This window comes from Nocardioides cavernae, assembly GCF_013410035.1.
GTDB lineage: Bacteria > Actinomycetota > Actinomycetes > Propionibacteriales > Nocardioidaceae > Nocardioides > Nocardioides cavernae_A.
The window spans coordinates 71,354-98,138 of the sequence record NZ_JACCBW010000005.1; the positions used below are offsets into that span (position 1 = coordinate 71,354).

Annotated in this window: 18 protein-coding genes and 1 pseudogene; 7 read left to right on the forward strand and 12 right to left on the reverse strand. The window is 72.7% G+C overall.

Features of this window, described 5'->3' with window-relative positions; all coding sequences use genetic code 11:
- Position 1 precedes the first annotated feature (1 nt).
- Positions 2-3,478 carry an ATP-binding protein gene (locus tag F4692_RS18615; RefSeq protein ID WP_179621239.1) on the forward strand — a complete coding sequence of 1,159 codons (3,477 nt, stop codon included), beginning with the start codon at positions 2-4 and terminating at the stop codon, positions 3,476-3,478.
- On the opposite strand, the gene F4692_RS18620 is transcribed toward F4692_RS18615, so the two are convergent.
- The 4 genes from F4692_RS18620 to F4692_RS18635 are packed head-to-tail and all read right to left on the reverse strand — an operon-like array spanning position 3,467 to position 10,908.
- Positions 3,467-6,133: an FtsX-like permease family protein gene (locus F4692_RS18620; protein ID WP_179621240.1), complete on the reverse strand. Its 2,667-nt coding sequence runs from the start codon at positions 6,131-6,133 to the stop codon at positions 3,467-3,469. The two genes, F4692_RS18615 and F4692_RS18620, sit on opposite strands and share 12 nt — an antisense overlap.
- Positions 6,130-9,336 carry an FtsX-like permease family protein gene (locus F4692_RS18625; protein WP_179621241.1) on the reverse strand — a complete coding sequence of 1,069 codons (3,207 nt, stop codon included), beginning with the start codon at positions 9,334-9,336 and terminating at the stop codon, positions 6,130-6,132. Before F4692_RS18625 ends, F4692_RS18620 begins: the two co-directional genes overlap by 4 nt.
- A gap of 10 nt (positions 9,337-9,346) precedes the next feature.
- Complete coding sequence (locus tag F4692_RS18630) at positions 9,347-10,012, reverse strand: ABC transporter ATP-binding protein (protein ID WP_179621242.1); 666 nt, start codon at positions 10,010-10,012, stop codon at positions 9,347-9,349.
- Entirely contained in the window at positions 10,009-10,908 is a 900-nt protein-coding gene (locus tag F4692_RS18635; protein ID WP_308645378.1) for an ABC transporter ATP-binding protein, read from the reverse strand. The genes F4692_RS18630 and F4692_RS18635 overlap by 4 nt, the downstream gene beginning before the upstream one ends.
- 248 nt (positions 10,909-11,156) lie before the next feature.
- Between F4692_RS18635 and F4692_RS18640 the strand changes: the two genes are divergently transcribed.
- Positions 11,157-17,759 carry a ThuA domain-containing protein gene (locus F4692_RS18640; protein WP_179621243.1) on the forward strand — a complete coding sequence of 2,201 codons (6,603 nt, stop codon included), beginning with the start codon at positions 11,157-11,159 and terminating at the stop codon, positions 17,757-17,759.
- 41 nt (positions 17,760-17,800) lie between these two features.
- Here the strand turns inward: F4692_RS18640 and F4692_RS18645 are convergent, their stop codons facing one another.
- From F4692_RS18645 to F4692_RS18655, 3 genes are read right to left on the reverse strand one after another with little or no spacing between them, the layout of a single operon-like run.
- Positions 17,801-18,394: a TetR/AcrR family transcriptional regulator gene (locus F4692_RS18645; RefSeq protein ID WP_179621244.1), complete on the reverse strand. Its 594-nt coding sequence runs from the start codon at positions 18,392-18,394 to the stop codon at positions 17,801-17,803.
- Complete coding sequence (locus tag F4692_RS18650; RefSeq protein WP_179621245.1) at positions 18,381-18,551, reverse strand: hypothetical protein; 171 nt, start codon at positions 18,549-18,551, stop codon at positions 18,381-18,383. The genes F4692_RS18645 and F4692_RS18650 overlap by 14 nt, the downstream gene beginning before the upstream one ends.
- Positions 18,548-18,706, reverse strand: a complete 159-nt coding sequence (locus tag F4692_RS18655) for a hypothetical protein (protein WP_179621246.1) — start codon at positions 18,704-18,706, stop codon at positions 18,548-18,550. Before F4692_RS18655 ends, F4692_RS18650 begins: the two co-directional genes overlap by 4 nt.
- A 130-nt stretch (positions 18,707-18,836) precedes the next feature.
- Here F4692_RS18655 and F4692_RS18660 point away from each other — a divergent pair, with 130 nt between their 5' ends.
- The 3 genes from F4692_RS18660 (at position 18,837) to F4692_RS18670 (ending at position 22,084) form a co-directional block, all read left to right on the forward strand.
- Complete coding sequence (locus F4692_RS18660; protein ID WP_179621247.1) at positions 18,837-19,556, forward strand: GAF and ANTAR domain-containing protein; 720 nt, start codon at positions 18,837-18,839, stop codon at positions 19,554-19,556.
- 85 nt (positions 19,557-19,641) lie between these two features.
- Entirely contained in the window at positions 19,642-20,343 is a 702-nt protein-coding gene (locus F4692_RS18665; protein WP_179621248.1) for a GAF and ANTAR domain-containing protein, read from the forward strand.
- A gap of 751 nt (positions 20,344-21,094) precedes the next feature.
- Positions 21,095-22,084, forward strand: a complete 990-nt coding sequence (locus tag F4692_RS18670) for a hypothetical protein (protein WP_179621249.1) — start codon at positions 21,095-21,097, stop codon at positions 22,082-22,084.
- 23 nt (positions 22,085-22,107) lie between these two features.
- Here the strand turns inward: F4692_RS18670 and F4692_RS18675 are convergent, their stop codons facing one another.
- On the reverse strand, positions 22,108-22,764 hold the full coding sequence (locus F4692_RS18675) for an aldo/keto reductase (RefSeq protein WP_179621250.1): 657 nt from the start codon (positions 22,762-22,764) through the stop codon (positions 22,108-22,110).
- 22 nt (positions 22,765-22,786) lie between these two features.
- Positions 22,787-23,014 (reverse strand): annotated as a pseudogene (locus F4692_RS18680) (MerR family DNA-binding transcriptional regulator); the annotation flags it as partial.
- Here F4692_RS18680 and F4692_RS18685 point away from each other — a divergent pair.
- Together F4692_RS18685 and F4692_RS18690 are read left to right on the forward strand one after the other, a co-directional pair.
- Positions 23,013-23,399 (forward strand): hypothetical protein, encoded by a 387-nt coding sequence (locus F4692_RS18685; RefSeq protein ID WP_179621251.1) that lies wholly within the window; start codon positions 23,013-23,015, stop codon positions 23,397-23,399. The pseudogene F4692_RS18680 and the gene F4692_RS18685 overlap by 2 nt on opposite strands.
- A 41-nt stretch (positions 23,400-23,440) precedes the next feature.
- On the forward strand, positions 23,441-23,620 hold the full coding sequence (locus F4692_RS18690; protein ID WP_179621252.1) for a hypothetical protein: 180 nt from the start codon (positions 23,441-23,443) through the stop codon (positions 23,618-23,620).
- A 504-nt stretch (positions 23,621-24,124) separates the two neighbouring features.
- On the opposite strand, the gene F4692_RS18695 is transcribed toward F4692_RS18690, so the two are convergent.
- Genes F4692_RS18695 through F4692_RS18705 form a run of 3 tightly spaced genes read right to left on the reverse strand, consistent with a single transcriptional unit; the run spans position 24,125 to position 26,775 of the window.
- Entirely contained in the window at positions 24,125-25,282 is a 1,158-nt protein-coding gene (locus F4692_RS18695; protein WP_218858779.1) for a tyrosine-type recombinase/integrase, read from the reverse strand.
- Positions 25,269-25,508 (reverse strand): helix-turn-helix transcriptional regulator, encoded by a 240-nt coding sequence (locus tag F4692_RS18700; protein WP_257030049.1) that lies wholly within the window; start codon positions 25,506-25,508, stop codon positions 25,269-25,271. The genes F4692_RS18695 and F4692_RS18700 overlap by 14 nt, the downstream gene beginning before the upstream one ends.
- A complete protein-coding gene (locus tag F4692_RS18705; RefSeq protein WP_179621253.1) occupies positions 25,492-26,775 on the reverse strand; it encodes a hypothetical protein in 1,284 nt (427 codons plus the stop codon). Before F4692_RS18705 ends, F4692_RS18700 begins: the two co-directional genes overlap by 17 nt.
- Positions 26,776-26,785: the final 10 nt, after the last annotated feature.

Below are 26,785 nucleotides of genomic sequence, written 5' to 3' on the forward strand. Positions count from 1 at the left end.
CATGTCCATCGACGAGATCGAGCAGACCGCGGCCGACGGGCTCTTCGCGCGCCGCGACGTCGACACCCCGGCCGACGACACGATGCAGTGGCGGGCGGCCCTGCTGCAGCTGGTCAACTGGGGCGGGTTCGACGGCCTGACGGTGGTGCCGCTGCGCGGCGACGCGACGATGATCTCCGGCGCCTCGGGCGTCGGGAAGAGCACCATCCTCGACGCCTACACCGCGCTGATGATGCCCTCGGACACCAAGTTCAACGGTGCCTCCAACGACGCCGTGGCCGGTCGCGCCCGAGGTGCCGGTCAGCGCAACCTGCTGTCCTACCTCCGCGGCGCGGTCGACGTCGTCGACGACCCCCGCACCGGGCGGCCGGTCGAGAAGCTCCTGCGCGGCAAGGGCTCCGACACGTGGGGCGCGATCGCGATGACGTACGTCAACGACCAGGGCGGTCGCTTCACCGCGCTGCGCACCTACTACGTGCCGCGGCGCGCGACCCGTTCCGCCGACGTCCAGATGCAGCTCGTGACGCAGGAGGGCCCGGTGGCCCTCGACGCGCTCGAGGTGGCCGTGCCCGAGCGCTTCCACGCCAACACCCTCAAGAAGCTCTTCCCGGGCGTGCGCGTGCACCGCACGTACGCCGAGTTCGCCGCGGTGCTGCACGCGCGGCTCGGCATCGGCGCGAACGGGGACGGCGCCAAGGCGCTGCGGCTCCTGGCGCGGATCCAGGCCGGCAACCAGGTCCGCAGCGTCGACGAGCTCTACAAGGACATGGTCCTCGAGCGACCCTCGACCTTCGCCGCGGCCGACCGCGCGATCGAGCACTTCGACGACCTCGACACAGCTCATTCGGCCATGCGGACCGAGGAGCAGAAGCTCGAGCTGCTCGCGCCGATCGTCGACCTCCACGAGCGCCGCACGACGGCGACCCGACGGCTCGCCGAGCTCGACTCCTACGGCGTGACGCGCGACGGGGACACGCCGCTGCGCACCTGGCTGCTGCGCACCCACCTGCGGCTCCTCGAGGCAGCGGTCGTCGAGAACCGCGCGCAGCGCGCCGCCTGCAGCGACGAGCTGAGCGCCACGACCTCCACCGAGCGCACCCTGCTCGCCGACCTCGAGGCGGCGAAGGAGTCGCACCGCGCCGCCGGCGGGTCGAGCCTCCAGTCGCTCGCGCTGTCCCTCGAGCAGGAGCAGGTCGTCCGTGAGGACCGGCTCTCACGCCGCACGGTCCTGCAGGAGCGGCTCCTCCCGCTCATCGACGCCACCGACGCCGAGGCTCCCGACGTCGACTCCGCGCTCCTGTCCGCCGAGTCGTTCGCCGTGCTCCAGCTGCACGCCCAGCAGTGGCTCGCCGGCTGGCAGCGCGACCAGGAGCGGATCCGGCGCGAGCGCGACGACGTGCTGCGCAGCCAGTTCCCCCTCAGCCAGCGCCAGTCCGAGCTGCGCCGCGAGCGGGACTCGCTGGAGGGGCGGTCCGGCCGCGTGCCGGCGCGGATGCACGAGCTGCGCGCAGAGGTCGCCCAGGCCAGCGGGCTCACCGTGGAGGAGCTGCCGTTCGTCGCCGAGCTGCTCGACGTGGCGCCCGACGAGGCGCGCTGGCGCACGGCCGTCGAGACGGTCCTCGGCGCCAGCGCCCGGACGATGCTCGTGCCGCTGGACCGCCTCGACGACTTCTCCACCGCCATCGACGGGCTGCGGCTGCGCGGACGACTCACTTTCGAGGGCGCGGAGCTCGACCTGCCGGACCTCGGGCCCGGCGACCCCGAGCGCGTCGCCGGCAAGCTGGTGTTCCGGGACTCGCCGTTCGCGGGCTGGGTCCAGGCGCACGTCGGGGAGCCGGCCCGCAACGCACTGTGCGTCGAGACCGCCGACGGCCTCGGCGGTCCGGGCTTCCGGGTGACCCTCGCCGGCCAGACCCGCAACGGTCGTCGGGGCGCCCACGGGCGCAACGACACGCGCAGCATCCTCGGCTTCTCCAACGCCGACGCGCTCGCCGAGGTCGACGAGGAGCTCGACGCGCTCGCGCAGCGGCTCGACGACGTCGGCGCCCGCATCGCGCAGCTCGACCGCGAGGCACGGGTGCTCGACCAGCAGCGCACGGCCTACGACGCGGTCGCCACCGCACGCTTCGAGGACCTCGACGTCGACGGCAGCGAGCGCCGGATCGCCGAGCTCGAGCGTCGTCGCACCGAGATCCTCGAGTCCGACGACGGGCTCCAGGCGCTGGAGGCCCAGATCGCCGAGCTCGGCGCGCGGCTGGAGGAGGCGCGGCGCGCCAGGTACGCCCTCGAGCAGCGCCAGCGCGACCTCAACACGACCCACGCGGAGCTGGTCGACGCCGAGGACCACGTCAACGACCGGCTGCGGGCCATCGACGACGACGGCACGGTCGTGCTCACCGAGGAGCAGGACGCCTCCCTGGCGGCCGACTTCGCGGCCGCTGCGGCGCCGGCCGACCCCGACGACCTCGACCGGTTCGCCGAGACCTCGCAGCGCCTGGCCGAGCGGCTCCGCACCGCGGTGGCCGACGCCGAGGCCGAGGTCCGGCGCGTGGACGACGACCTCACCCAGGTGTTCCGCGTCTTCAAGCTCCGGTGGGACTCGCCCAACCTCGGCACGACGGCCGACTCCTACCCCGACTACGCGCGCATCCTCGACGACATCCGCGGGGAGGGTCTCGCCGCCCGGCGCGCCGAGTGGCGTCGCCGGCTCACCGAGTGGAGCGGGCAGGACCTCGTCCCGCTCGTCGGGGCGATGGCCGCGTCCATCGAGGAGATCGAGGACCGCCTCGAGCCGATCAACGGCATCCTGCGACGCCTCGAGTTCGGCGCCTCGGGCGACCGCCTCCGGATCCGGCTGCGCCGGCTGGCGCCGGCCCACGTGCAGGCCTTCATGAAGGACCTGCGTGCGCTGTCGTCCGGCTCGACGGCCGACCTCGGCGAGGAGGCGCTCGAGCAGCGCTTCGCCGAGCTCAGCGCGTTCATGCAGCAGCTGCGCCGACCGAGCCAGGTCGGGGACGCCACCGCCGCCCTGACCGACCGCGAGCGGCTGCTCGACGTGCGCCGTCACGTCGAGATCAGCGCCGAGCGCTACGACCACACGACCGGCGAGCTGCGGGCGACCTACCGCACGCTGGGGGAGAAGAGCGGTGGCGAGAGCCAGGAGCTCGTGGCCTTCATCGTCGGCTCCGCGCTGCGGTTCCGGCTCGGCGACGAGATGCGCTCGAGGCCGCGCTTCGCCCCGGTCTTCCTCGACGAGGGCTTCGTCAAGGCCGACTCCGAGTTCGCCGGCCGCGCGGTCCAGGCGTGGCGCGGGCTGGGCTTCCAGCTCATCGTCGGCGTCCCGCTCGACAAGGTCACCGGTCTCGAGCCCCACATGGACGAGCTGCTGGCGATCACGAAGAACAGCACCACGCACCAGTCGTGGATCACACCGATCAGCGACGCGAGCCGCGAGGCCGTGGTGGCGTCACGTCCGTAGCAGCCGGGCGAGCGGCGTACGCCTGACCCGGCGCCACTCGAGCAGTGCGAGCCCGGCGGCCCAGGCGAGCAGTACCGCCACGGTCGGCACCGTCCACCACGGCACCACCGGGTCGACCGGGTCGGGTGCGAGCGTGAGTCGCTGCAACGAGAGGGCGCCCAGCAGGGCGTGGGCGCAGACGATGCCGGCACCGACGCCCATCGCGGCCGCGACGCCGACGGGCACGACGACCTCCCCGAGCAGCACCCGCCTCAGGTCCCGGTCGGTGGCGCCGAGGGCGCGGAGCCTGCCCAGCGACGTACGACGCGCGGGTGAGCCCGTCGCCGTCGACAGCGCCGTGGCCAGCAGGGCCAGGACCGGGAGCAGCACGCACGCAGCGCCCGCCAGCGCGCCCAGCGCCGACGGCAGGGCCGCGCCGCGTCGCCGGTCCAGCTCGCCGGCATAGGTCAGCACCACGCCGCCGGGCGCCTCGTCCACGACCGACTCCAGGGCTGCCGCGGAGCCCGGGCCGACCGCCCAGAGCGTGTCCGGCTCCGCCGGGAGGCCTCTGGACTCGAGGGCACGCCGGTCGAGGACGACCACCGGGCCACCTGACGCCCCGACGTCGGGCGCGGTGCCCACGACCTCCAGGGGGATGCTCGTGTCCTCCCAGCGCAGGCTCGGGTCGTCGGTGAGCCCGGGAGGGCCACCGAGCAGCAGGGCAGGCACCCGCTCGCCGGCAGGAGCACGCAGGCGCGCGAGCTGCGAGGCGTCGGCGAGGTCGCCCGCGCCGACGAGCGCGCCATAGGTGGTCGCGTCCACGACGACGAGACGCACCGACTCCGCGCTCCCGCGAGCCGAGACGCGTACGCCGTCCTCGACGCGTCCGGCGGCCACGGCACGGACGCCGGGCGCGGCGGCCAGCTCGCCGGCAGCCGTCGCCAGGGCAGCGTCCGGGCGGGCGTCGAGCCGCGCGTCGCCGCCCACCACCGCGAGCGTTCCCGCGGCCTGGCCGTCGCGCAGGGTGGCGGCGAAGGCGGCCGCGAAGGTGGCGCCCGCGAGGGCGAGCACGACGACGACCACGGGAAGCACGGGGAACGCGCTGCGCACGAGCCGGGCGCTGACGAGGAGGGGCACCACGGCGCGCGAGCGCCGCGCCAGCCGGAGGGCCCGGCACAGGAGGGGCGGTGCTGCCCGGACCAGGACGAGGCCCGCGAGCACGGGCAGCCAGGTGGCGGTGCTGGCGGCGGTGAGGTGCTCGCCGCCGCCGTCGTCCCCCACCCCGACGACCCCGCGTTGCTGGAGCGCGACCCAGGACAGGCCCGCCGCCGCGACCACCGCGACCTCCAGGCCGAGGCGTCGCAGGCCCGCGGCCCGCGCCCTCGCGCGGCGCACCGACCGGTTGGCCGGTGCGCGCGTCCCGCTGGCGCGGACGACGCCGACGGCGAGGACGGCGGGCGCGAGCGACGATGCCACGAGGACCGGCGCCGACCAGGCCCAGCCGACGGAGCCCGTCGCCACCCACGCGACGGCGAGACCGGCGGCGGCGCCGGCGGCCGTGACGACGAGCGACTCCACCACGAGCTCGCCGGCGATCCCGGCGAGGCTCGCCCCCCGCTGGCGCGCCAGGAGCAGGGACCCGGTGCGGCGGCGCACCAGGAGCTGGCCGGCGAGCAGGAGCGCCAGGACGGCGGACGCGAGCAGCACGAGGAGCAGCACCTGGGCCTGGCCCCGTGCGGCACCGACCTGGGTGCGGGCCTCGCGCAGGACGGTGCCGAGCAGGCTGTCCCACGCGGTGTCACCGACCCCGGTCCCGGCTCCCGACTGCAGTGCGGCGATCGTCCGCTCGAGCGACTGCGACCCGCGCCAGGTGACGGCCTCCGCCCTGGGGGCGAACACGACCCTCCTCCGGATCGCGTCACCCGGGAGGACCAGCCTGAGGTCGGCCAGCGACTCCGCGGGGACGAGGGCCGTGGCCGAGGCGCGCCCCTCCGCCCCCGCGACGGTCGAGGCCTGGAGCAGCTGGGGTGCGACCTGCCAGGCCACGTCGCCCGGGTCGTCGGGCACGAAGACGCCGCTGATCTCGACGACGGTCGTGCGGCCGTGCTCGTCGCGTGCCGGGACGCGGGTTCCGACCTCCAGGCCGAGGGCCTGGGCGACCGGGGCGGACACGGCGACCTGGACGGACGGCTCCCGTGCGGACGGCGGGCCTGCGCGTGGAGGCGCGCCCTCGGCGTACGACACCCCCGGACCGCCGTCGGCTGCCTCGACGAAGGCGAGCTGGAGGTAGCGCCCCGGTCCGGCGTCGAGGAGCTGCAGGGACGTGCTGGTGACGGTGACCACGCCGGGCCGGAGCACCCGTCGCAGACCGGCCGGCATGCCCTGCCGAGCGAGGTCCGCGTCCTGGCGGACCTGCGTGACGGTCCCGGGGTCGCGCGTCGGGCCCGACGGGTCGTCGTACCAGTCGGGCAGCATGGCCAGCACGGTGCCGCGCGGGCCCGCGTCGCGCACCGCGGCGGCCACGGCGGCGTCCGCCGAGCGCGTCGTGAGCGGGTCGACCGCGGCCATCATCGCGACGGTGGCCGCGCCGACCGTCGCCACCAGGAGCAGCAGGCCGAGGTCGGCACGGAGCCGGCCGAGGACCGTGGGGAGGTGCAGCCGGGACGTCGGGCTCACGACCCACCGTCCCGGAGACGCGAGGGGGTGGACCGCCGGACGAGCCGTGCGGTCGAGGTCCACGTGACGACGAGCACGCCGACGACCAGCCCGGCGACGAGCGTCACCTCCGCCGCCCACGGCCACGCCACCACGGGCGTCGGCACGGGTGCCGCGCCCACGTCCGACCGGACGAGGTGAGGCGCCACCAGCACGGTCGCGGCGGCGCCGACGAGCGTGCCGACGAGGGTCAGGGGCAGCAGGAGCGTCAGGTGCTCCGCGAGCAGCAGCCGGACGGCCTGACGTCGGGAGACCCCGAGTGCCCGCAGTCGGGCCACGCCGGTGGAGGCGCGGGACCGGTCGGCGCCCACCACCAGCACGACGGCGGCCGCGAACAGGGCCACGGCGAGCGCCAGCAGGACCAGGAGCGTGGTGGGAGCCGCCACGCGCAGCGGGCCGCGGGCCAGGTCGGTGGCCAGCCCCTCCCGCGTGGTGACCGTGCCGAGCTCCTCGGCCGCGATCGCCGCGGCCGTGCCGGTGGACGGGTCGGCCACCCACCAGCCGTCGACGACCGGCTCGAGGGACCCGGCGCGGACGAGCGCGCGCGACAGGGTGTCCGCGTCGGCGAGGACCGCGACCTCGCCCGGCGCCGACGGGACGGCCGGGATCACCGTCGCCACCCGCAGGGCCAGCGAGGTGCCGCCCACGATCGCCGCCAGCTCGTCCCCGACCGACGGGTCGACGGCGTCGACCAGGTCCTGCGAGACGGCGACCGGTACGGCCGTCGGGTCGGGGAGGACGGTCGTGAGCACGTCGGCACCGGTGTAGGCGAAGAAGGTGAGGTCGACCTCCATGGACGTCGTCAGCTCGGTCGTGCCGCCGGTCGTCCGGACGTCGGTCGTGGCCCCACCGACCGGCCCCTGGTCCTGCAGCGGGCGTACCTCCCACGGGTCGGCCACCTCGGCGGGGCCGTCGGTCTCGCTCCGCGGGGCGGCCGTCGGCACGGAGACGGTGGCGGTCACCGTCGAGGTGGTGCTCGCCGCGCCGGGGGTGGCGCCGGTGGGGCCGTCGAGCTCGAGCCGCACGGCGACGAGCTCGAGGTCGGGGCCGACCTCCGCCGACCACGCCAGTGGATGGGGCCGGCCGTCCAGGTCGACCTCGCCGGCGGGGACCCCGGCCCGGAAGCCGGTCGGGTCCTCGAGCACCGTTGTCACCCGGGCGGTGAGCGAGGACCCTGCCGGTCCTCGCCCGCGCAGGGTGACACCGGCGCCGTCGTGGGGGAGCGCGATCCCGGCGACCTCGGCCGCAGGGGCCAGCGCCCGGCCGACCTGCCCCCAGGACCGGCCGGCGCCCAGGCGACCGCGCAGCAGCGAGCCGGCCCGCCGGGTGTCGACGGCGACGAGCACGGGTCGCGACCCCTGACGTCCGATGAAGCGACCGAGTGCCAGCGTTCGGTGGATGACCGGCGACGCGACGGGTGGCGAGCCTCGTGCACCGAGCGCGTCGACGACCCGGCGTGCCTCGGCGACGCCGGCCGGGGAGCGCAGGGTGAGGGAGAGGTCGGTGCCGACCCGGAGCGCGGCCTGGTCGTCCTGCGAGGTGTCCCAGGTGCTCCGCAGCGCCAGCGCGAACACCGCGGCGGCGACCGCGGCGGCGACGAGGAGCAGGGCCGTGGACGCCCGGGCGCGCTCCGCGGCCCGTCGTGCGGCCAGCGGTGCCACGAAGCCGCGGGCGCGACCGGCGAGCGCGGCGCCACGGCGCAGGCACGCGGCGACGAGACGGACGCCGAGCGCGGTCAGCACGGCCAGGCAGAGGACCGGCGCGACGGTGAGGACGACGTCGCCCGCGCCACCCGGCGTGGTCCGCTGACCGCGCAGCTGCCACCAGGCGACGACAGCGCCGACGACCAGCAGCGCGTCGAGGCCGAGGCGCGCGAGCCCGACGCGGGGGGAGGGATCGGCGACGGGACGCAGACGCAGCGTCGCGACCACCAGCGCCGCGACGAGGAGCACCGCGGTGGCGCACACGGCCAGCACGAGCACCCAGGTGACGACGGGTCCCTGCGCGAGCCCGGCCGCGGCGAGGTCGCGCCGGTGGGTCAGGCGGGAGTGCAGCAGGGACGCAGCGGGCACGGCGACCACGGCGGCGAGCACAGCGAGCACGGCCCCTTCCGCGGACGCCAGCAGCACCTGCTGGCGTCGTCCCTGGCCCGTCGCGGCGAGCAGGTCCCGCTCGTCCTCCCGCACGGACCCGACCAGGCGGCCGGTCAGCAGGGCCGCGGCGACCGAGAGTGCGACCCCGAGGAGGAGGACCACGAGCACGGTGGACGCGGTGCTCGCGCTCTGGGCGTGCAGGTGGGCGAGCGTGCGGGGCAGGTCGGAGGCCAGCCGGCTCAGTCGCGCCCGCTCGCCCACGACCGCGGCGAGACGACCGGGTGCGTCGACGAGTCGCTCCTCGGCCCGGCGCAGGGCGGAGTCGCCGGCCAGCTCGAGCGAGGGGTACGCCGTCACGCGCAGCGCGTTGATCGAGGAACCGGAGTCGAGGAGCTCCTGCTGGTCGACGACGAACGGGCCGTAGGTGGGGGCGGCCTCGAGCCCGTCGCTGTACGACGGTGAGAACCCTGCCCCGCCGAGGGGGTCCCGCTCCCACTCCAGGACCGCACGCGGCCGGAACGTGCCGACCACCACGAGCGGCACCCTCCGGTCCAGCCCACCGAGCCCGCGCTCGTCGCCCAGCCCCACCCGGTCGCCGGGGCCCAGCCCCAGCAGGCGCGCGGTGGTGTCCGGGACGGCGACCTCCGTACGGCCGGCCGAGGCCGTGGGCCACCGGCCGGCCGTCAGGTCGGCCCGGCCGGCGAGCGCGTCGCTCGCGAGCAGGTAGGCCTGGCTGTCGGTCCGGGCGGCGTCCGCGACCAGGTCGCGGAGGCGTGAGGTGAGCGTGGTCTCCTGCGTGGGTTCCGTCGGGCCGAGCACCTCGGCGACCACCCGCGCCGCCTCGTCGCGCGCCGCGGCCGCGTCCTCGCTCCCGAGGTCGACGAGGAACGCCGTCACGCCCAGGTCGGCAGGCTCCGTGCGCAGGACCTCCTGGTCGAACCCGCGGGACTGCGTGACGCCGAGGACGAGCGCGCAGGTGCCGACCAGCGTGCACGCGGTCGCGACGAGCGCCACGACGGCGGCCAGCAGCCGCCACTGGACGCGCGCTCGGCGGAGCACCAGGACGAGCACGACCCGCGCCTCAGCCGTCGATCCGGCCGTCCGAGATCGCGAGGACCCGGTCGGCGAGCGACATCAGCACCGCGTCGTGCGTCGCCACGACCGCGGTGACGCCCTCCGACTCGACGACGGCGCGCAGCAGTGCCATCACGCCGAGCCCGGTCTCGGTGTCGAGCTGGCCGGTGGGCTCGTCGGCGAGCAGCACCCGCGGCGAGCCGGCCAGGGCGCGCGCGATGGCGACGCGCTGCTGCTGCCCGCCCGAGAGCTCGTCCGGTCGCTGCAGTGCGTGGGCGCCGAGCCCGACGAGGTCGAGCAGCAGCGCCACGCGTTCCTCGCGCTGCGCGGCGGGCGTACGCCGCAGCCGGAGCGGCACGCCGACGTTCTCGGCGGCGGTGAGGGCGCTCAGCAGCCCGAAGGTCTGGAAGATGTAGGAGACCGTGTCCCGGCGCAGGGTGCTGAGGCCCTCGTCGTCGAGCGCGGTCACCTCGGTCCCGGCGACCCGGACGGTCCCCGCGTCCGGTCGGTCGAGCCCGCCGAGCAGGTTGAGCAGCGTCGTCTTGCCGGACCCCGAGCGACCGACCACCGCCACCAGCTCGCCCGGTGCCACGTCGAGCGAGACGTCGTCCAGCGCGTGCACCGGGGTCGCGGTCGAGCCGTAGGTGCGGGTGAGCCCGCGTGCGCTGATCATCGGTCGGAGCGGACCTGCACGTGGTCGTCGGCGAGGGCCAGCCGGACCCGCCGCGTGAGCTCGAGCGCGTCACGGAACTCACGGGGCAGCTGCACGCGCCCGGCGCGGTCCATCACTGCGAACTCCTCCGCCCTCGCCGGCGTGTCCGCCGTCGCGTGGCTGCGGAGCACCTCGCTGCTCGTGCGCCCGTCGCGGATCGCGACGGTGCGCGCCACCTGGTCGCTGACGGCGGCGTCGTGGGTCACGACGACGACCGTGGCGCCGAGCTCCCGGTTGACGTCGCGCAGGGCGCCGAACACCTCGGCCGCCGTGTCGCTGTCGAGCTCCCCGGTGGGCTCGTCGGCCAGCAGCAGGCGGGGCGCGTTCGCCAGCGCCACCGCGATGGAGACGCGCTGCTGCTCGCCGCCGGACATCTCGTGCGCACGGCGGTCCGCGCAGTGCGCCACGCCCACGAGCTCGAGCAGCTCGGCGGCGCGCGCACGACGCTCGGCCCGGTGACGGCCCGCGATCGCCAGGGGGAGGTCGACGCACTGCCGGGCGGAGAGGTACGGCACCAGGTTGCGGGCCGTCTGCTGGCGTACGAACCCGACCACGTGACGCCGGTAGTGCACCTGCTCGCGTCGGGACATGTCGACCAGGTCGTGCCCGGCGACCCGTGCCCGTCCGGCGGTGGGGGAGTCCACCGCGGCCAGCACGTTGAGCAGCGTCGACTTGCCGGAGCCCGACGCTCCGACGAGGGCGACCATCTCGCCCTCGTGCACCAGCAGGTCGAGGCCCTGCAGCGCCTGCACCTCGACGTTCTCGGTCTGGTAGATGCGCACGAGGTTGTCGCACACGACGAGCGCGTCGTGGCCGAACTCGGGGGAGTGCTGCGGGGGAGCAGGCAGGTCCAGCACCGCTCCACCCCGTTCCCGGCTCGATCGAGCGCCGACCGATGCTAGCAATGACGCGCATCACGCGGCGGCCCGCGACCGTTCGGGAGCGGGCGCCCCACACCGGCATCCGCACTTCTGCGTGTCGGATGAGAAAAGTGGGCGGACTTGTGCGTTGACGCCGACGAATGCTGCTCCCTAGTGTGACGAACCTCACGCCGTACGTGCCCCCGCACGTGCGCACCCGCGTGGTCTCGAGAAGGCAGGACAGCATGAGCAGGTTCCGTTCCCCGTCGCAGCGCGCCAGGACCTCCGTCGTCGGCCTCCTCGCCGCGGCCGTCGCCGGGAGCGGCCTCGCCGCCGCCCCGGCGGCGGCGGCCGAGAGGCCCGCCGCGAAGCAGTCGACGCCGGCCAGGTCCGTGGCCCCCACGCACGCGGGTCACGACCACGACGCCACCCCGCTCGCGGTGGAGCCGACCTACGACGTCCTCGTGTTCAGCAAGACCACCGGGTTCCGGCACGGCTCGATCGGCGCGGGCATCCGCTCGATCAGGCGCCTCGGCGCGCAGTACGGCTTCACGGTCGACGCCACCGAGGACGCGACCCAGTTCACCGCCGCCAACCTCGAGAAGTACGAGGCGGTCGTGTGGCTCTCCACGACCAGCGACGTGCTCAACGACACCCAGCAGGCGGCGTTCGAGGACTACATCCAGGCCGGCGGCGGCTACGTCGGCGTCCACGCCGCGTCGGACACCGAATACACGTGGCCCTGGTACGGCCAGCTGGTCGGCGCGTACTTCCAGAGCCACCCGGCCGGCACCCCCACGGCGACGATCGACGTGGAGGACAAGGCGACGCCGTCCTCGTGCGCGCTGCCGGACCGCTGGGAGCGCACCGACGAGTGGTACAACTTCCAGTCGCCCGCCAACCCCGTCGTCAACGGCGGCGGTGCCGACTACAGCCCGCGCGTGAACGAGAACATCAACGTCATCGCCTCGCTGGACGAGTCGACCTACGAGGAGAACGACGGCGCGCCCGGCGACGACGACCACCCGATCGCCTGGTACCAGGAGTTCGACGGCGGCCGCAGCTTCTACACCGGCGGCGGTCACACCGACGAGTCCTTCTCCGAGCCGCTCTTCCGGCTCCACCTGCTCGGTGGCATCCAGTACGCCGCGGGCGAGGCCCCGGACGGCTGCACGCCGCCGCCGCCCACCGACGAGTCCTTCGAGCAGGTCACCCTCGCCAAGGGCGTCGACAAGGTCGGCGAGCCGATGAGCATCTCCGTGCTGCCCGACGGGCGGGTCCTGCACAACGCCCGTGACGGTCGCATCTTCCTGACCGACCTCGAGGGCAACACCACGCTCCTCTACGACGTGCCGATCTACTCCCACGACGAGGACGGCCTCCAGAGCCTCACGGTGAGTCCGACCTTCGATGAGGACGGCTGGGTCTACCTCTACTACGCCCCACCGCTCTCGACCCCGGCCGGCGACGCGCCCGTCAACGGCACCGCCCAGGACTTCGCGACGTGGCAGGGCTACAACGTGCTGACCCGGATGAAGCTGGTCGACGACGAGCTCGACCCGACGACCGAGCAGGAGCTCCTGCGCGTCGAGGCCGACCGCGGCATCTGCTGCCACGCGGGCGGCGCCATCGACTTCGACGCGGACGGGAACCTCTACCTCTCGACCGGCGACGACTCCAACCCGTTCGAGTCCGACGGCTACGCGCCGCTCGACGAGCGCGCCACGCGCAACCCGGCGTTCGACGCCCAGCGCAGCTCCGCCAACACCAACGACCTGCGCGGCAAGGTCCTGCGGATCACGCCCGACCCCGCGGCGGCGTCGTACACGGTCCCGGACGGCAACCTCTTCCCCGAGGCGTCGGACACCCAGCAGAAGACCCGTCCCGAGATCTACGCGATGGGCTTCCGCAACCCGTTCCGGATGACGGTCGACAAGCGCACGGGCTACGTCTACCTCGGTGAGTACGGCCCGGACGCAGGCGGTGCCAACCCCACCCGCGGGCCCGGCGGCATCGTCGAGTTCAACCAGATCCGCGAGGCCGGCAACTTCGGCTGGCCCTACTGCGCCGGCACCAACACCGCGGCGGAGACCTACAACGACTGGAACTTCGCGACCAACAGCACCGGCCCGAAGTTCGACTGCTCGGCGCCCGTCAACAACAGCCCCCGCAACACCGGGCTGACCAACCTGCCGCCGGCGCAGCCCGCCTGGATCAAGTACGACGGCGGCAGCGTCACCTACAACGGCGTCACCACCAACGAGTTCGGCGGCGGCGGGGAGGGCCCGATGGCCGGCCCGGTCTACAACTTCGACCCCGACCTGGACTCCGACGTGAAGTTCCCGGAGTACTTCGACAACCACTTCTTCGCCGGTGAGTGGACCCGCGGCTGGATCCGCGACGTCGCGATGGAGGCCGACGGTGACGTGGCCGGCATCGACCCGTTCTTCGACTCGATGACGCTGTACGCGGCGATGGACATGGAGTTCGGGCCCGACGGGTCCCTCTACGTCCTCGACTACGGCAACGGCGGCTACTTCACGGGCAACGAGAACTCGGCCGTCTACAAGATCAACGCCATCAACGACGGCGCGCGGTCCCCGTCGGCGACGGCCTCCGCGACCCCCGACTCCGGCGTCGCACCGCTCACCGTGCAGTTCTCCAGCGAGGGGTCGAGCGACCCCGACACGGGTGACTCCATCGCGTCCTACGCCTGGGACTTCCAGAACGACGGCTCGGTCGACTCCACGCAGCCGAACCCGACGTTCGTCTACGAGGACGAGGGGGTCTACGACGCCCGGCTGACGGTCACCGACACCACCGGTCGCACCGGCGTCGCGACGGTCGTCATCACGGTCGGCAACACCCGCCCGACCGTCGAGATCGAGATGCCGCCCAACGGCGGGTTCTTCGAGTTCGGTGACTCCGTGCAGGTCTCCGTGGACGTGACCGACCCCGAGGACGGCGACGTCGACTGCACGAAGGTCGACATCGAGTACATCCTCGGCCACGACTCGCACGGTCACCCGCTCAGCTCGCGCACCGGCTGCGACGTCCTGCTGCCCACCGTGGCGGACGGCGGCCACGACCCGTCGGCCAACATCTTCGGCGTCATCAACGCCAGCTACACCGACGAAGGCGCCGACGGCGTACGCGCCCTGTCCGGCGAGGACGAGGTGGTGCTGCAGCCCAAGCGCAAGCAGGCCGAGCACTTCTCCAGCCAGCAGGGTGTGGGCACCGAGGCGACGACCGACCCGCTCGGCGGGTCGCGCAACCTGTCCAACATCGACGCGGGCGACCACGTGTCCTTCGAGCCGGTCAGCCTCTACCAGGTGCCCAAGCTGCGCTTCCGGGTCGCCTCCGCCGGTGCCGGCGGCACGATCGAGGCTCGCCTCGACAGCCCCACGGGCGCTCTCGCCGGCTCGGTCGCCGTCCCGGTGACGGGGGGCTGGCAGCAGTGGCGGTTCGTCGACATGGACATCGCCGCCTCGGCGCAGGAGGGCTCGCACGAGCTGTTCCTGGTCTTCACCAACGACGACCCGGCCGCGACCGGCCTGTTCAACGTCAACTTCTTCGACGCCGCCGGCAAGGGTGTCTCGGCCAACTCCCGGCCGCAGGTCGGCGCGGAGGGCACGCCCCGCCAGGGCACGGCCCCGTTGACGGTGGACTTCACGGGGAGCGCGACGGACTTCGACGGCGACCCGCTGACCTACGCGTGGGACTTCGGTGTCCCGGGCGACGCCGACACCGCCACCACCCTCGACGCGTCGTACACCTACACCGAGCCGGGCACCTACACGGCCCGGCTGACCGCGACCGACTCCAACGGCCTGAGCGGCTACTCCACGGTGCCGATCCGGGTGCTCAACGCGTGCGGCGTCCAGCAGTCCGACGAGTTCGACGGCACGTCGCTCGACGGGAAGTGGGACGTGATCCGCGACAGCGGTGAGTGGAGCGTCGAGAACGGCGGCCTCCAGCTGCCGATCAACAGCGGCAGCCTCTACGGCATCGGCGGCAACGCCGAGGACATCATCGTCCAGGACGCCCCCGAGGGGGAGTTCGAGGTGACCGCGAAGATCACCGCCGAGGTCAGTGAGAACTACCACCAGGCCGGGCTGCGCCTCTACTCCGACGACGAGAACTGGGCCTCGGTCCACCTCATCTCGGCCGGCGGCGCTCGCGACGTGGAGTTCATCTACGAGGCCGACGGCGTCCCGCGCAACAACGCCGAGGACAAGCTCGGGGGAGTGCCCGCCGGGTTCCCCTCCACCTACTGGGTGCGGCTGGTCTCGGACGGCACGGACCTGCGGGCGTTCTACTCCGCGGACGGAGAGGCGTTCTCGCCGGTGGGCCGGCCCGCCTCGCTGAGCACCTTCGACGCGCCGAAGATCGGCCCGGCGGCGGTGTCCGGCGGTGCCCCCAGCAGCCCGACGGCGACGTTCGACTGGATCCGCTTCGAGCCCGACGGCACCAGCGGCTCCACCGACCCCTCCGACGAGTTCGACGGCCCCGGCCTCGACGACTGCCGATGGAACGCCTCCGTGCGAGAGGACCCGTCGCGCTACGAGGTGGAGGACGGGGCACTGACGATCACCACGACCGGCGGCGACCTCTACCAGGACTCCGACGCCTCGGGCACGTCGAACCTGATCCTGCAGTCGGCGGGCAACACCACGGACGACTACACGCTCGAGACGCGCGTGTCGACGACGTTCACCGACGGCTACGCCCAGGCCGGGCTCATCGTCTACGGCGACGACGACAACTACGTGAAGCTGGACCCGATCTCCGACACCGGGGCCGGGCGGATCAACCGCGTGGAGCTCCGCTCGGAGCGCAACGCCGCGATCCTCGACCCCCAGCCCCAGCTCGACGCGCCGGCCAACGTGTCGTCGTACCGGCTCCGGCTGACCAAGGACGGCACCAGCTACCTCGGTGAGGTCGCCTTCGACGGCGGTGCGTGGCAGAGTGTCGGCACCGTCACCCACCCCGACGAGGGCATGGACTTCGGCCTGTTCGCCATCGGCGTGCAGCAGCCGGACCGGACGGCGTCGTTCGACTACTTCAGGGTCACCCCGGCCGAGGCGGCGAACCGCCCCCCGGTCGCCGACGACGACACCGCCACCACCACGGCGGGCAAGGCCGTCAACATCCCGGTGCTGTCGGGTGACACCGACCCGGACGGCGACACCCTGACCGTCGAGTCGGTCACCGCGCCCGGCGACGGGACGGCGACCGTCAACGACAACGGCACGGTGCGCTACACCCCGGACGCCGGCTTCACCGGGACCGACACCTTCGACTACACCGTCTCCGACGGCAACGGGGGCAGCGACGTCGGCACCGTGACGGTGACGGTGGTCGAGGACTGCGGCTTCCGGACGCCGGACGACACGTTCGACGGGGCGAGCCTCGACACCTGCCGGTGGAACGCGATCGTCGCCGGCGACGCGGACACGCGCCGGGTGGCGGACGGACGCCTCTTCATCACCACGACGCCCGGCGAGATCTACCAGACCGGCACGGGCAAGTCGAACCTCGTGCTCCAGTCGGCCGACCACGCCGGCGCGGACTGGGAGCTCGAGACCCACGCCGACGTGACGGGGCTCGACGGGGGCTACAGCCAGGCCGGGCTGATGGCGTACGGCGACGACGCGAACTACGTCAAGATCGTCGCCATCTCCGACGAGAACAGGCCCTCGCCCAACCGCGTCGAGCTCCGCTCGGAGGTCAACAACGTCATCGTCGGCGCCAACCCCCAGCCCGAGCTCGAGGTCCCGGCCGGGACCGACCTGACCGACCTGAGGCTCCGGCTGACCAAGGACGGGTCGACGTACGCCGGCTCGGCGTCCTTCGACGGCGGTGACACCTGGGTCGACATGCCCAGGACGGTCGAGAACGCGATGTTCGAGCCCCGGTTCGGAGTCTTCGCGGCCGGCGTGCTCCAGGAGGGTGACGAGGTCTCCTTCGACGCCTTCTTGGTCGACGGCGAGGACCCGGTCGACCCGGGCAACGCGGCCCCCGTGGCCGTCGACGACACGGCGACGACCGCCCAGGACACCGCGGTGGGCGTCAAGGTGCTCGCCAACGACACGGACGCCGACGGCGACGCGCTGTCGGTCCAGTCGGTGACCAAGCCGGCCCACGGCACCGCGGTCGCGGGCGCTGACGGCACGGTGACCTACACGCCGGCCGCCGGGTGGTCCGGGACGGACACGTTCGACTACGTCGTGTCCGACGGCACCGACTCCGACACCGGGACGGTGACGGTCACGGTGACGAAGAAGCCCGACGGTCCGGCCGCGCCCGACACCACCATCACCGGGTCTCCCCGCGACACCACGCGGGCGAAGACGGCCAACCTGCGCTTCGCAGCCACCGGCCCGGGTGCGGCGGGTGCGACGTTCGAGTGCTCGCTCGACGGCTCCGCCTGGGCGGCGTGCACGTCGCCGAAGGTCTACCGCGACCTGCGCGACGGCGAGCACGAGTTCGCTGTACGCGCGGTCGGCGCGGGCGGTGCCGACGCCACTCCGGCGACGGTGTCGTGGACCGTGGACCGCACGGGCCCGAAGGTGCGGAAGGCCTCGCCGACCGGCTCGACGCGGGACCGTACGCCGACGATCGGGGCGGTCGTCACCGACCGGCTCTCCGACGTCCGTGGGCGCGACCTCACCCTCGTCGTCGACGGGACCAGGGCGCGGGGGATCTCCTACGACGCCCGGACCGGCAAGGTGACGTGGACGCCGAAGCGTGGGCTCGCGCCCGGGCGCCACACCGTCAAGCTGGTCGCCGAGGACGCCGTGGGCAACCGGACGGTCGAGAAGTGGAGGTTCACCGTTCGCCGGTGACGGACTGACTGCCGGGGGCCGGTACGACCGGCCCCCGGCAGTCAGCCGCTCGGCGCCATCAGGACCCACAGGAGCTCGATGGTGCGGTCGAGCCACCGGGGGTCGACCTCGCCGTGGCGCACCAGCTCCCCCAGGTAGGCGCCGATCATCAGGCTCACCACGCCGTCGGTGTCGAGCCCCGGGCGCAGCAGGCCCTCGTCGATGTCCTCCTGCATCCGGGTGGCCAGCATGTCGACGTGCGGGCGCAACGCCGTCCGGAACAGGTCGGTGAACTCGGGGTCGCCGTTGGTGAGCAGCTCCGCGAGACCGCCGGGTCCGAGGACGTCGCCCATCTGGTGCCACACCTGCTCGAGGGCGATGCAGATCCTGTCCCGCACAGTCCCCTCGCGCGGCACCTCCGGCGCGCTGACGGCCTCCGCCAGGACGGCCCTCAACAGCTCGGCACGGTTGGAGTGGCGGCGATAGATCGTCGTCTTGGCGACGCCGGACCGCGCCGCGACCCCGTCGATCGTGACCGCGCCCGGGCCGCCCTCCCGCAACAGCTGCAGGACCGTGTCGTGCAGGCGGTGGTCGACCGAGGCCGCACGCGGCCGTCCGGGACGCGCCTGCCCGGACGTGTCGTCAGTGGGGGACATGCGACCTCCGGTCGGGAGCGGGCTCGTCGTCCCGCGTCTCGCGTGCGTCGCGGGGGAGGACCGACGTGGCCTCCAACGCCGCGACGACGAGGACGTGGACGACCACTGCCGCAAGGCTGAAGGCGGCCAGGACCATGAGCGGGTGCACGGTCCTCACGCCCCGCCCGTCTCGCCCTTCGCAGCCCGGCGGTCCGGGGGCTCGGGGTGCTCGCGCCACTGGTCGAGGAAGTACACCAGGGTCACCCCACCCATCGACAGGCCTCCCGCCACCACTGCGGCGACGATGAACACCACGATCTCCCAGCTGGGCACCTCGACCGCTCCGTCCCGGGAGGCGTCCCGCCTCCCCGCCTAGTTCCGATACGTCCAGCGTAGCGTAATGACGCGCGGCGCCCAAGCGGCGCAGGTCGCGCCGCGGATTGCGTTGTGGGAGTGTCGGACCATGACGTCGGGGTCGCAGGCCGAGCGGATCGCAGACACTGCACGCCACCTGCAGGAGACCCACGACGACCCCGAGGCGACGTGGCAGACGGCGGTCGAGGTGATGCAGGAGTCCGTCGACGGGTGCGACGGCGTCGGGTTGTCGATGGTGCACCGACGTCGTGAGGTGACCACCGTCGCCGCGACGTGCGACCTGGCCCGCGAGGCCGACCGGCTGCAGTACGAGCTGGGCGAGGGCCCGTGCCTGGACGCGGTGTGGGAGCGGCACATCGTGCGGAGCAGGGACCTGGCCGCGGACCGGCGCTGGCCGACGTGGGGGCCCCGCGTGGCGGACGCGACGGAGGCGCGGAGCATCGTGTGCTACCAGCTGTTCACCAACGAGGACCGGATCGGCGCCCTCAACCTCTACTCGAGGTCGTTGGACGCCTTCGACGACCGCACCGTCGAGGAGGGCTACGCGATCGCCGCACACGTGTCGATCGCCGTGGCCGCCTCGCAGGAGGTCGACGCGCTCACCCAGGGACTGGCCAGCCGCACCGTCATCGGTCAGGCCACCGGGATGCTGATGGAGCGCTACGACCTGGACCCGGCGCGCGCCTTCAGCGTGTTGTCGCGCATGTCGCAGGAGGGCAACATCAAGCTGCGCACCCTCGCCGAGCAGATCGTCGAGCACCGGCGCGACGGACTCGGCGAGGCCCGCCCGCAGCAGCCGCTACGCTGACGGGGTGTCCAGACCGCGGGCGCTGCTACTTCTGCGCGAAGCGGGTCCCATGTCGATCCACGATCGAGCCCACACCCTCAGCGAGATGGCCGCACAGCTGCGCCCCGCGTCGGGTGCGCAGCCGACCGCCCAGTCCGTCATCGACACCGCGGTCGGGCTCATCCCCGACGCCCGGTGGGCGAGCGTCACCATCCGCAGCGGCCGTCGGTCGTTCGAGACGCTCACCTCGACGCACGACGAGGCCCGCGCCGCCGACCGGCTGCAGTACGAGCTGGGGGAGGGGCCGTGCGTCGATGCCGCGACCGAGGTCGGCTGGCTGCGCACCGGCGACGTGGGTCACGACCCGCGGTGGCCCACCTGGGGCCCGCAGGCATCCCGCCTCGGGGTGAGCTCGTTGCTCAGCCTCCAGCTCACCTCGGACGACCAACCCGTCGGAGCCCTCAACCTCTACTCGCCGGAGCCTGATCTCTTCCGGGACGACGACGAGATCGCCTTCGCCCTCCTCTACGCCTCGCACGCGGCGCTCGCGCTGACCAGCACCCGGCAGATCGAGGGCCTCAGGAGCGCGATCTCCTCGCGGCACGTGATCGGCCTCGCCCAGGGCATCCTGATGGAGCGCTACGACCTCACCGTCGACACGTCCTTCGCGCTCCTCCGCCGCTACTCCAACGTCCACAACGCCAAGCTCGCGCGCGTCGCGGCCGACGTCGTGTCGACCCGCCGGCTGCCTTCCGGGGCGGGGGCGGACGGGGGCGGTCCGACGCCCGGGACGGCCGACCCGGGCTGAGGCGAGGGCACGTGTCGTCCGCGGGCGTCGCGACGGGCGATGCACGGGAGATGTCCGGGCGATCGACCGGCGTTCCGATCCGGGTGTGCGACGTTGTCGCTCGCACCCCGCCCGCACGTGCGGCGTACGCGGGGGTCACGATCCCCGCATGCCGCTGTGCGTTCGTCAGGCATCTGCTCCGCCAGGACACGCATGACAACTTGTTCGTCCTCGGCGGCATCCCACGCGTGACGAACCTACTTCGAGGAGTGCGATGAACCGCCTGCGTACGGCGCCCGGCCCCGTCTCGCCGACTGTCCACGGGAGGCGTGCTCGATCGAGGATGGCGGTCCTGGCTGTTGCCGCAGGCTGCCTCGCCGTGGGTGGCGTCCTTGCCCCGGTGTCGGCCGCGCTGGTCGTGGCCCCGTCGGCGCCGGGCGAGTCCCGAGCGACTGCGACGTCTGTGCGCGAAGTGGAGTTCGGTCAGTCGGTCCTGGTCGAGAGCAACGGCACGACAGCACAGGCGACGTTGAGGTTCCGTGGGCGCGAGGGTGAGGGCATGGGTCTCCTCGGCTCCTTGAGCTTCGTGGAGCGGTGCGACTTCTCCACCCTCCACTCGCGGGGCGTGCTCGTGCCCCGGTCCGCGACGGGCGTGTGGATGTTGCCGCGTACCGGCAGCTACACCTTGCGCTTCGATGACCGGTGCCCCACCAACACCAGCCCAGGTGGCGGTGGGTACCAGGAAGACCGGCGCATCGCACTCAGGCGAGTGGTGCTCCACCGTCGCGCCGTCGGCGAGACGGTGCCGACGCGGACCACGAGGACCACGGTGCACGCCGGTCTGGTGACGCTGCGGACCCGAGCGGACGCACTCGAGGTCGGGCCCGCGACGGTCACCGCCGACACTGGCGGAACCCCCGCCACCGTCGAGCCCGTCGGACGCCTCCTCCGCGAGCGGTTCGTCACCGACGAGGAGGCGCGGGCCGAGCGGACGTGCGAGACGACCTACCTCGAGGTCGGTCAGCGACCGAGGACCGTCACCGACGAGCGTTGCCTCGGCGGCGTGAAGGTCCGTCGTGGCGCGACCTACGTCGTGTTCGCGGCAGCACCCGTACGGCTCACTCCCTACCGCACGATCCGGACGGACGTGGACGCGGCTGAGCCGGCGACGTGGTCGGGCAAGGGGCCTGTCCGGCTGAGCTTCACCGGTCGGTCCGGTGACGTCGTACGGTTGGACGCGCCGGCCCTCAAGGGTGTCAAGAGGTGGGCTGCTGAGCTGCGGGGCCCCAGCGGCCGCCGGGTGTTTGCGCTGGGGAACACCTCGGACTACTCCGTGGTCGCGAATCCGTGGCGGCTGCCACGAGACGGGCGGTTCTCCCTCAACCTGGGCAGGACGCCGCGCCCGAAGAAGTCCGTACGCGCCGTGGTGCGGGCCGTGGACGTGACTCCTCTGGAGGTCGGCGTTCCGCAGGCCCTGACGTCGACGGATGGTCGGTGGGTCGTGGCACTGCTGCGAGACGGCTCTGTGCACGACGCCGTCCCCGTCGTGACGGACGCCGCCGAGGACTCGCCGACCGGCTGGAAGGCCTCCGCCCTCGGCGCGACCAGGACCGACCCCGACGGGTTCGCGCGGCCCGTTCCCGCCCTCACCGCGCCAGGTGCGGGACGACCCGTCGAGTACAGCAACGGCGTGGTCCTCATCCCTGGCCACAGGGACGGGACCACGTCCGTCACCGTTCGGCTCGACACGGTCTCGAGATAGCGGCTGCCTCGACGCACAGCGAGTCAGCGATCTGTCCCGGCAGGGACGGTGGCGACGTCCCTGGTGCCGAGGATCTCGTCGTCCGGGAGTGCGCTCGCCAGCTCGCTGAGGACGTGGTCGTCGAGCACGAGGTCCGCCGCGGCTGCGTTCTCGGCCAGCCTCTCCGGCCGGCGTGTTCCGGGGATCGGTACGACGCCCTCGCTGAGCAGCCATGCAAGGGCGACCTGGGCGGTGGTGGCGCCGAGCCGGGTGGCGATGTCATCGACCCGCTTGACGAGCGCGAGGTTGGCTGCGAAGGCGTCGGGTCGGAAGCGGGGGAGCCCGCGTCGGGCGTCGTCGGGCGCGAGGTCGTCGAGTGAGCGGATGCCGTCGGTGAGCGTGCCGTGGCCGAGCGGTGAGAAGGCGACGAAGCCGATGCCGAGCTCGCGGACCGTGGCGAGCTCGCCGTTGTCGATGACGTCGCGGGAGAACAGCGACATCTCCGACTGGACCGCGGCCAGCGGGTGGACGGCATGGGCGCGGCGGATGGTCGCAGCAGAGGCCTCGGAGAGGCCGATGTGGCGGACCTTGCCCTCGGCCACGAGCTCGCTCATCGCGCCGACGGACTCCTCGCTCGGGACGTCGGGGTCGACGCGGTGGAGGTAGTAGAGGTCGATGACGTCGGTCCGGAGGTGGCGCAATCACCAGTCCGGCGATCCAGCGCAGGTCGTCCTCGTGGTAGCGGCGCCTGCCTCCGCTGTCGCGGTCCGTCGGGTCGAGGAGCAGTCCTTCGCGCTCGTAGTAGCGCAGCGCCTTGACGCCGACACCCGACAGCTCGGACGCTCGTCCGATGGTCACCCCAACGGGCGCGGAAGGAGTACGGCACGGGACCGGGCCCCACCCTCGTGACTGCCGTTGTCGGGGGTCGCAGGCGTCTAGCATGCGGCGCATGTCGTTCCGTCCCGGATCCTGGCTCACCGTCGCCGTCCTGCTCGCCGTCGCACTGCTGCCGTCGACGGCGTACGCCGAGCGTGTCGTGACTCGCGACCCCGCGGGCGATGCTCTCGCCACGTCCGAGGTGAAGGGTGTCGAGCAGTCGACCATCGCACCGGACCAGCGCGCGCTCGACATCGTCCGTACGGTGGTCGACCACCGCCGCGGAGCCGTGTCGGTGCGCGTGCAGTTCCGGAAGCTCGGCACCGACCCCCTCGTGTTCGTCGGCACCCGCCTGAAGCTGCCCCGGGGCAGGGTCGACGTGTACGTCGAGCATCTCGGCGGCAAGCCGATCGTGACTGGTGCTGCCCACGGGGCAGGGAGATCGATTGCCGGGGCCTGAGGGTCGACGTCCATCGCGCGACCCGGTCCACGACCCTGTCGGTGCCGACCTCATGCCTGGGCGACGCCCGCTGGGTCCGCGTCGGCGTGGTCGCGTACGGCATCGACCTCGACCAGGAGGACGACGCGGGGGTGAGCGGGGTCTACTCCGACGACGCGCATCGCGACGGCAGCTTCGACGTGGAGAAGGCGGCCCTCGGCCCGAGGGTCCGCCGCGGCTGAGCCCGGCGCGTGAGCGGGGGCCGACGTCCGCATGCCCATCAACCTGCTCGGCAGACTGCTGAGCATCGCCCCGTGCTGGATGAGCTCGACCGCCACCTCGCGGTGGCGAGGCAACGGGCGCACCGTTACGTCTGGTTCAAGGGCGACTGAACAACCGGGCCCGCCGCGATGGGTGCATCCACCGTTGTCATGTCGACGGACGCCGCCTCGGCCAGGCTGGCACCAGGACGACTCGCGGGAGATGCTGGCTGACTGACGCCGGCGACCGCGCCGCCCGAGCGGCGCCGCCGCGTCGTCCACGTACCAAGAACGGAACACGCCAAACCCCCCGACACAGGGAAAGCCGCCGGACGACTGAAGGGTCACCCGGCGGCGTTCCGCAGGTCAGAGGCGGTGTTCTTCGATCACTCGTGGTTCATCGAAGGGCCGCCACGTGGTGGAGATCAGATGTCGTAGTAATGAGTACCTCAGCGCGCTGACCTGCGGAAACAGCTCCTACGAGGGCTAATGGGGTGCACTCGGTACGCTCAGCATCGCGTCGATGGCCGCCTTCGTGCGCTCCGTCGACGACGGCATCAGATGTGTGTAGGTCCTCAGGGTGAAGCCGGGGTCCGCGTGCCCGAGGTACTCGCTCAGCGCGAGGATCGACTCACCCGCATCCAAGAGCGTACTGGCGTAGAAGTGTCGCAGCGCGTGACAGCCGTTCTCGCGCTTTGCCTCCAAGCCGGCCGCGCGGAGCGCTGGACGCCAGATCTTCGGGTTGAAGTAGTTGCGGTTGAGTGCACGCGACTCCCGCGAGTACAGGATCAGGTCGAAGCTCCGTTCCGGCCCATCGCTCTTGTCCCAAGGCAGTGTCACCGATCGCGGCGGGTAGCGCGTGACGTGGTCGTTAATGAGCTCGAGGACGCGGTCCGGGAGCGGGACGGTGCGAATCTTGCGCCCCTTCGGCAGTCCGAACAGTTGGCGATTGCTCCCGAGCAGGTTTACCTGGCGCTTGATCTCGATCTCACCGGTGTTGAGGTCGATGTCGTCCAACGACAGCCCGAAGATCTCGCCCTGGCGTAGCCCGAGTCCGATTCCGAGATCGACGACGAGCTTGAACTGGTCCGGCAGGTGATCGCGTACCGCCATCGCCTGCTCGTGCGTCCAGGGTTTCAGCTTGCTTGGATCTGACTTCGGTCGCCGAACCGATGGCGCCTTGCACGGGTTCTTCGGGATCAGGCCGTCGTCGACGGCGGCCGTGAACACCGAGGACACGTTGGCGTACATGACCTTCTGATAGTTCCCCGAGAGGCCGGTGAGGGTGCGTAGCCATCCCTGGATCGTCGATGGCTGAATGTCGGCGAGGTTGCGACTTCCGAGATGAGGCATGACGTGAAGCCGAAAGCGGAGTTTGACCATCTCGACGGTTCCCTCTTCAAAGGTCTGCGCCGCCAGCCACTGTTCGGCGTAGTCGTCGAAACGCACCTTGCCGGCATCGGGGTCGATGTAGTGGCCGCGGACGATGTCGGCGGACACCATGGCGGCGAAGCGATCTGCCTCGACCTTCCTCCGGAAGGTCTTGGCACGGGCTCGGCCATCGGTCTCCCGCCAGCGGACCCGGTAGGTGACGGTTCGCTTCCCGTTGGTCGATGTGCGCTCCCGACGTTCAACCCACGCCACGATCCACCGCCAGATGCTCCTGCAGCCACGCGCGAACAGTCGCCGGGTCGTAGCGGAGATGCCGCCCGACGCGATACGCGTCTGGGCCACAGCCCTTGTGTCGCCACTGGTAGAGCGTGGCGACCGGGATGCCGAGGAACTCGGCCACCTCGTCGGCGGAGAGAAGTCGCTCCATGTTCTGCCGCGCCCTGGGGACGCCGCCCTTCGCGTTAGAGACCTGGGACATCGGGCTGCGCTCCCTTCGCGGGCGGACGGTGGATGAGGGCGGCGTGGAGGTCTGCCCGGCTCGTCCCCGCCGACGAAGCTGAGGGCTCTTCCGGGGGTCGCAGGTGCTCGCGGGCGGTCCGGATGACCTCGAGGTCAGCCGCGCGTGCGACGGGCACGAAACGTTCGCGGACCGGATGGACCAAGCGCCCGTCGCCGCTCACGAGCCGAGGGACCGTCACGCGCTGGACGAAGGCTCCTCGTTCGACTCCGGATTCGAGAACGTCGGTGATGCGCGAGTCGACCCCACGAAACAGCGTCTGGAAGCCGCCGAGCATCCTCGGCTCGATCACCGCCTCCGGCCGCAGCGCCTTCAGTCGGCTGACGGCGTTCGCCGCCTCGCCTGCGGCGGCCGTGCCGTTGCCGAGCCGCCCTCCGATGTTGAGGAGTTCTCGCTGGATGCGCGAGTAGGTCTCGGCGCGGGTACCCCATTCCCCAGCAAGGTTGGGGTCGATCCGCTTGGCGTATGGCACCAGACCAGCGCTCAGTAGTCGCTGCGAGTCGACGACCAGGCGGAGATTCATCGCATCGGGGAAGGACGCCAGCCTCACGAGGAGGTTGTGCTCGGCCTGGAGGACGCCGAGGACTCCCGGCTTGGCGGGGCCGCCAATGGGCTTGGTCCGCGGGCGCCAGCCCGTCTGGTCGACGCTGTAGTCGGGCTGCCCGAGGCTGACGTCCAGCGCCGTGGCGAGCGCCGCCCAGCCGAGTCGATCGCACCCGGCGAGGGGCTCCCATCCGGGGGTGCTGCGATACCGGCGATCGAGCACGACGAGGGCCTGGCTGATCGCGGCGACGTCGCCTGCAATCGTCCGCGCCTGTGCTGCGGTCAGGTGTGTCGCCTGATCTGGCGCGGTGTCGTGCTCGGCGAGGGCTGCAGCGCGTGCGGCGAGGCGCCAGTGCTCGACGACGTTGTTCGCGCTCGGGGTCGTGAACTCCTGGCTCGACGCCTGCCGTGTCGCCTGATCGCGAGCCGCCTCCAAGGCTCGAGCGAGCTCAGCCACTGCGGCGCCGTGATCGCTCGCCGCACGGAACGGATCGGCAGGCTTCTGCGGAATGTTCGGGAACGTGAGAGGTCGCGCCACTCCCATGGCTTGTGCGCACCAGACGAGAACGGTCTTACGGAACCGAAGGATCTGTGGGCCGGCCGCGGCGCGCTCAGCGGACGAAGCATCAGCGAGGCGGCGCATGATGCGGTGTTGACGCAGCAGTGCCGCCAGCTCTGTGCGCATCTGGGCACCG

Coding starts and splice junctions, on each gene's coding strand:
- F4692_RS18700 (WP_257030049.1), bottom strand. CDS start 25,508: ATGTCCCAGGTCTCTAACGCGAAGGGCGGCGTCCCCAGGGCGCGGCAG.
- F4692_RS18640 (WP_179621243.1), top strand. CDS start 11,157: ATGAGCAGGTTCCGTTCCCCGTCGCAGCGCGCCAGGACCTCCGTCGTC.
- F4692_RS18630 (WP_179621242.1), bottom strand. CDS start 10,012: ATGATCAGCGCACGCGGGCTCACCCGCACCTACGGCTCGACCGCGACC.
- F4692_RS18685 (WP_179621251.1), top strand. CDS start 23,013: ATGTCGTTCCGTCCCGGATCCTGGCTCACCGTCGCCGTCCTGCTCGCC.
- F4692_RS18665 (WP_179621248.1), top strand. CDS start 19,642: ATGGCCGCACAGCTGCGCCCCGCGTCGGGTGCGCAGCCGACCGCCCAG.
- F4692_RS18660 (WP_179621247.1), top strand. CDS start 18,837: ATGACGTCGGGGTCGCAGGCCGAGCGGATCGCAGACACTGCACGCCAC.
- F4692_RS18705 (WP_179621253.1), bottom strand. CDS start 26,775: ATGCGCACAGAGCTGGCGGCACTGCTGCGTCAACACCGCATCATGCGC.
- F4692_RS18645 (WP_179621244.1), bottom strand. CDS start 18,394: ATGTCCCCCACTGACGACACGTCCGGGCAGGCGCGTCCCGGACGGCCG.
- F4692_RS18615 (WP_179621239.1), top strand. CDS start 2: ATGTCCATCGACGAGATCGAGCAGACCGCGGCCGACGGGCTCTTCGCG.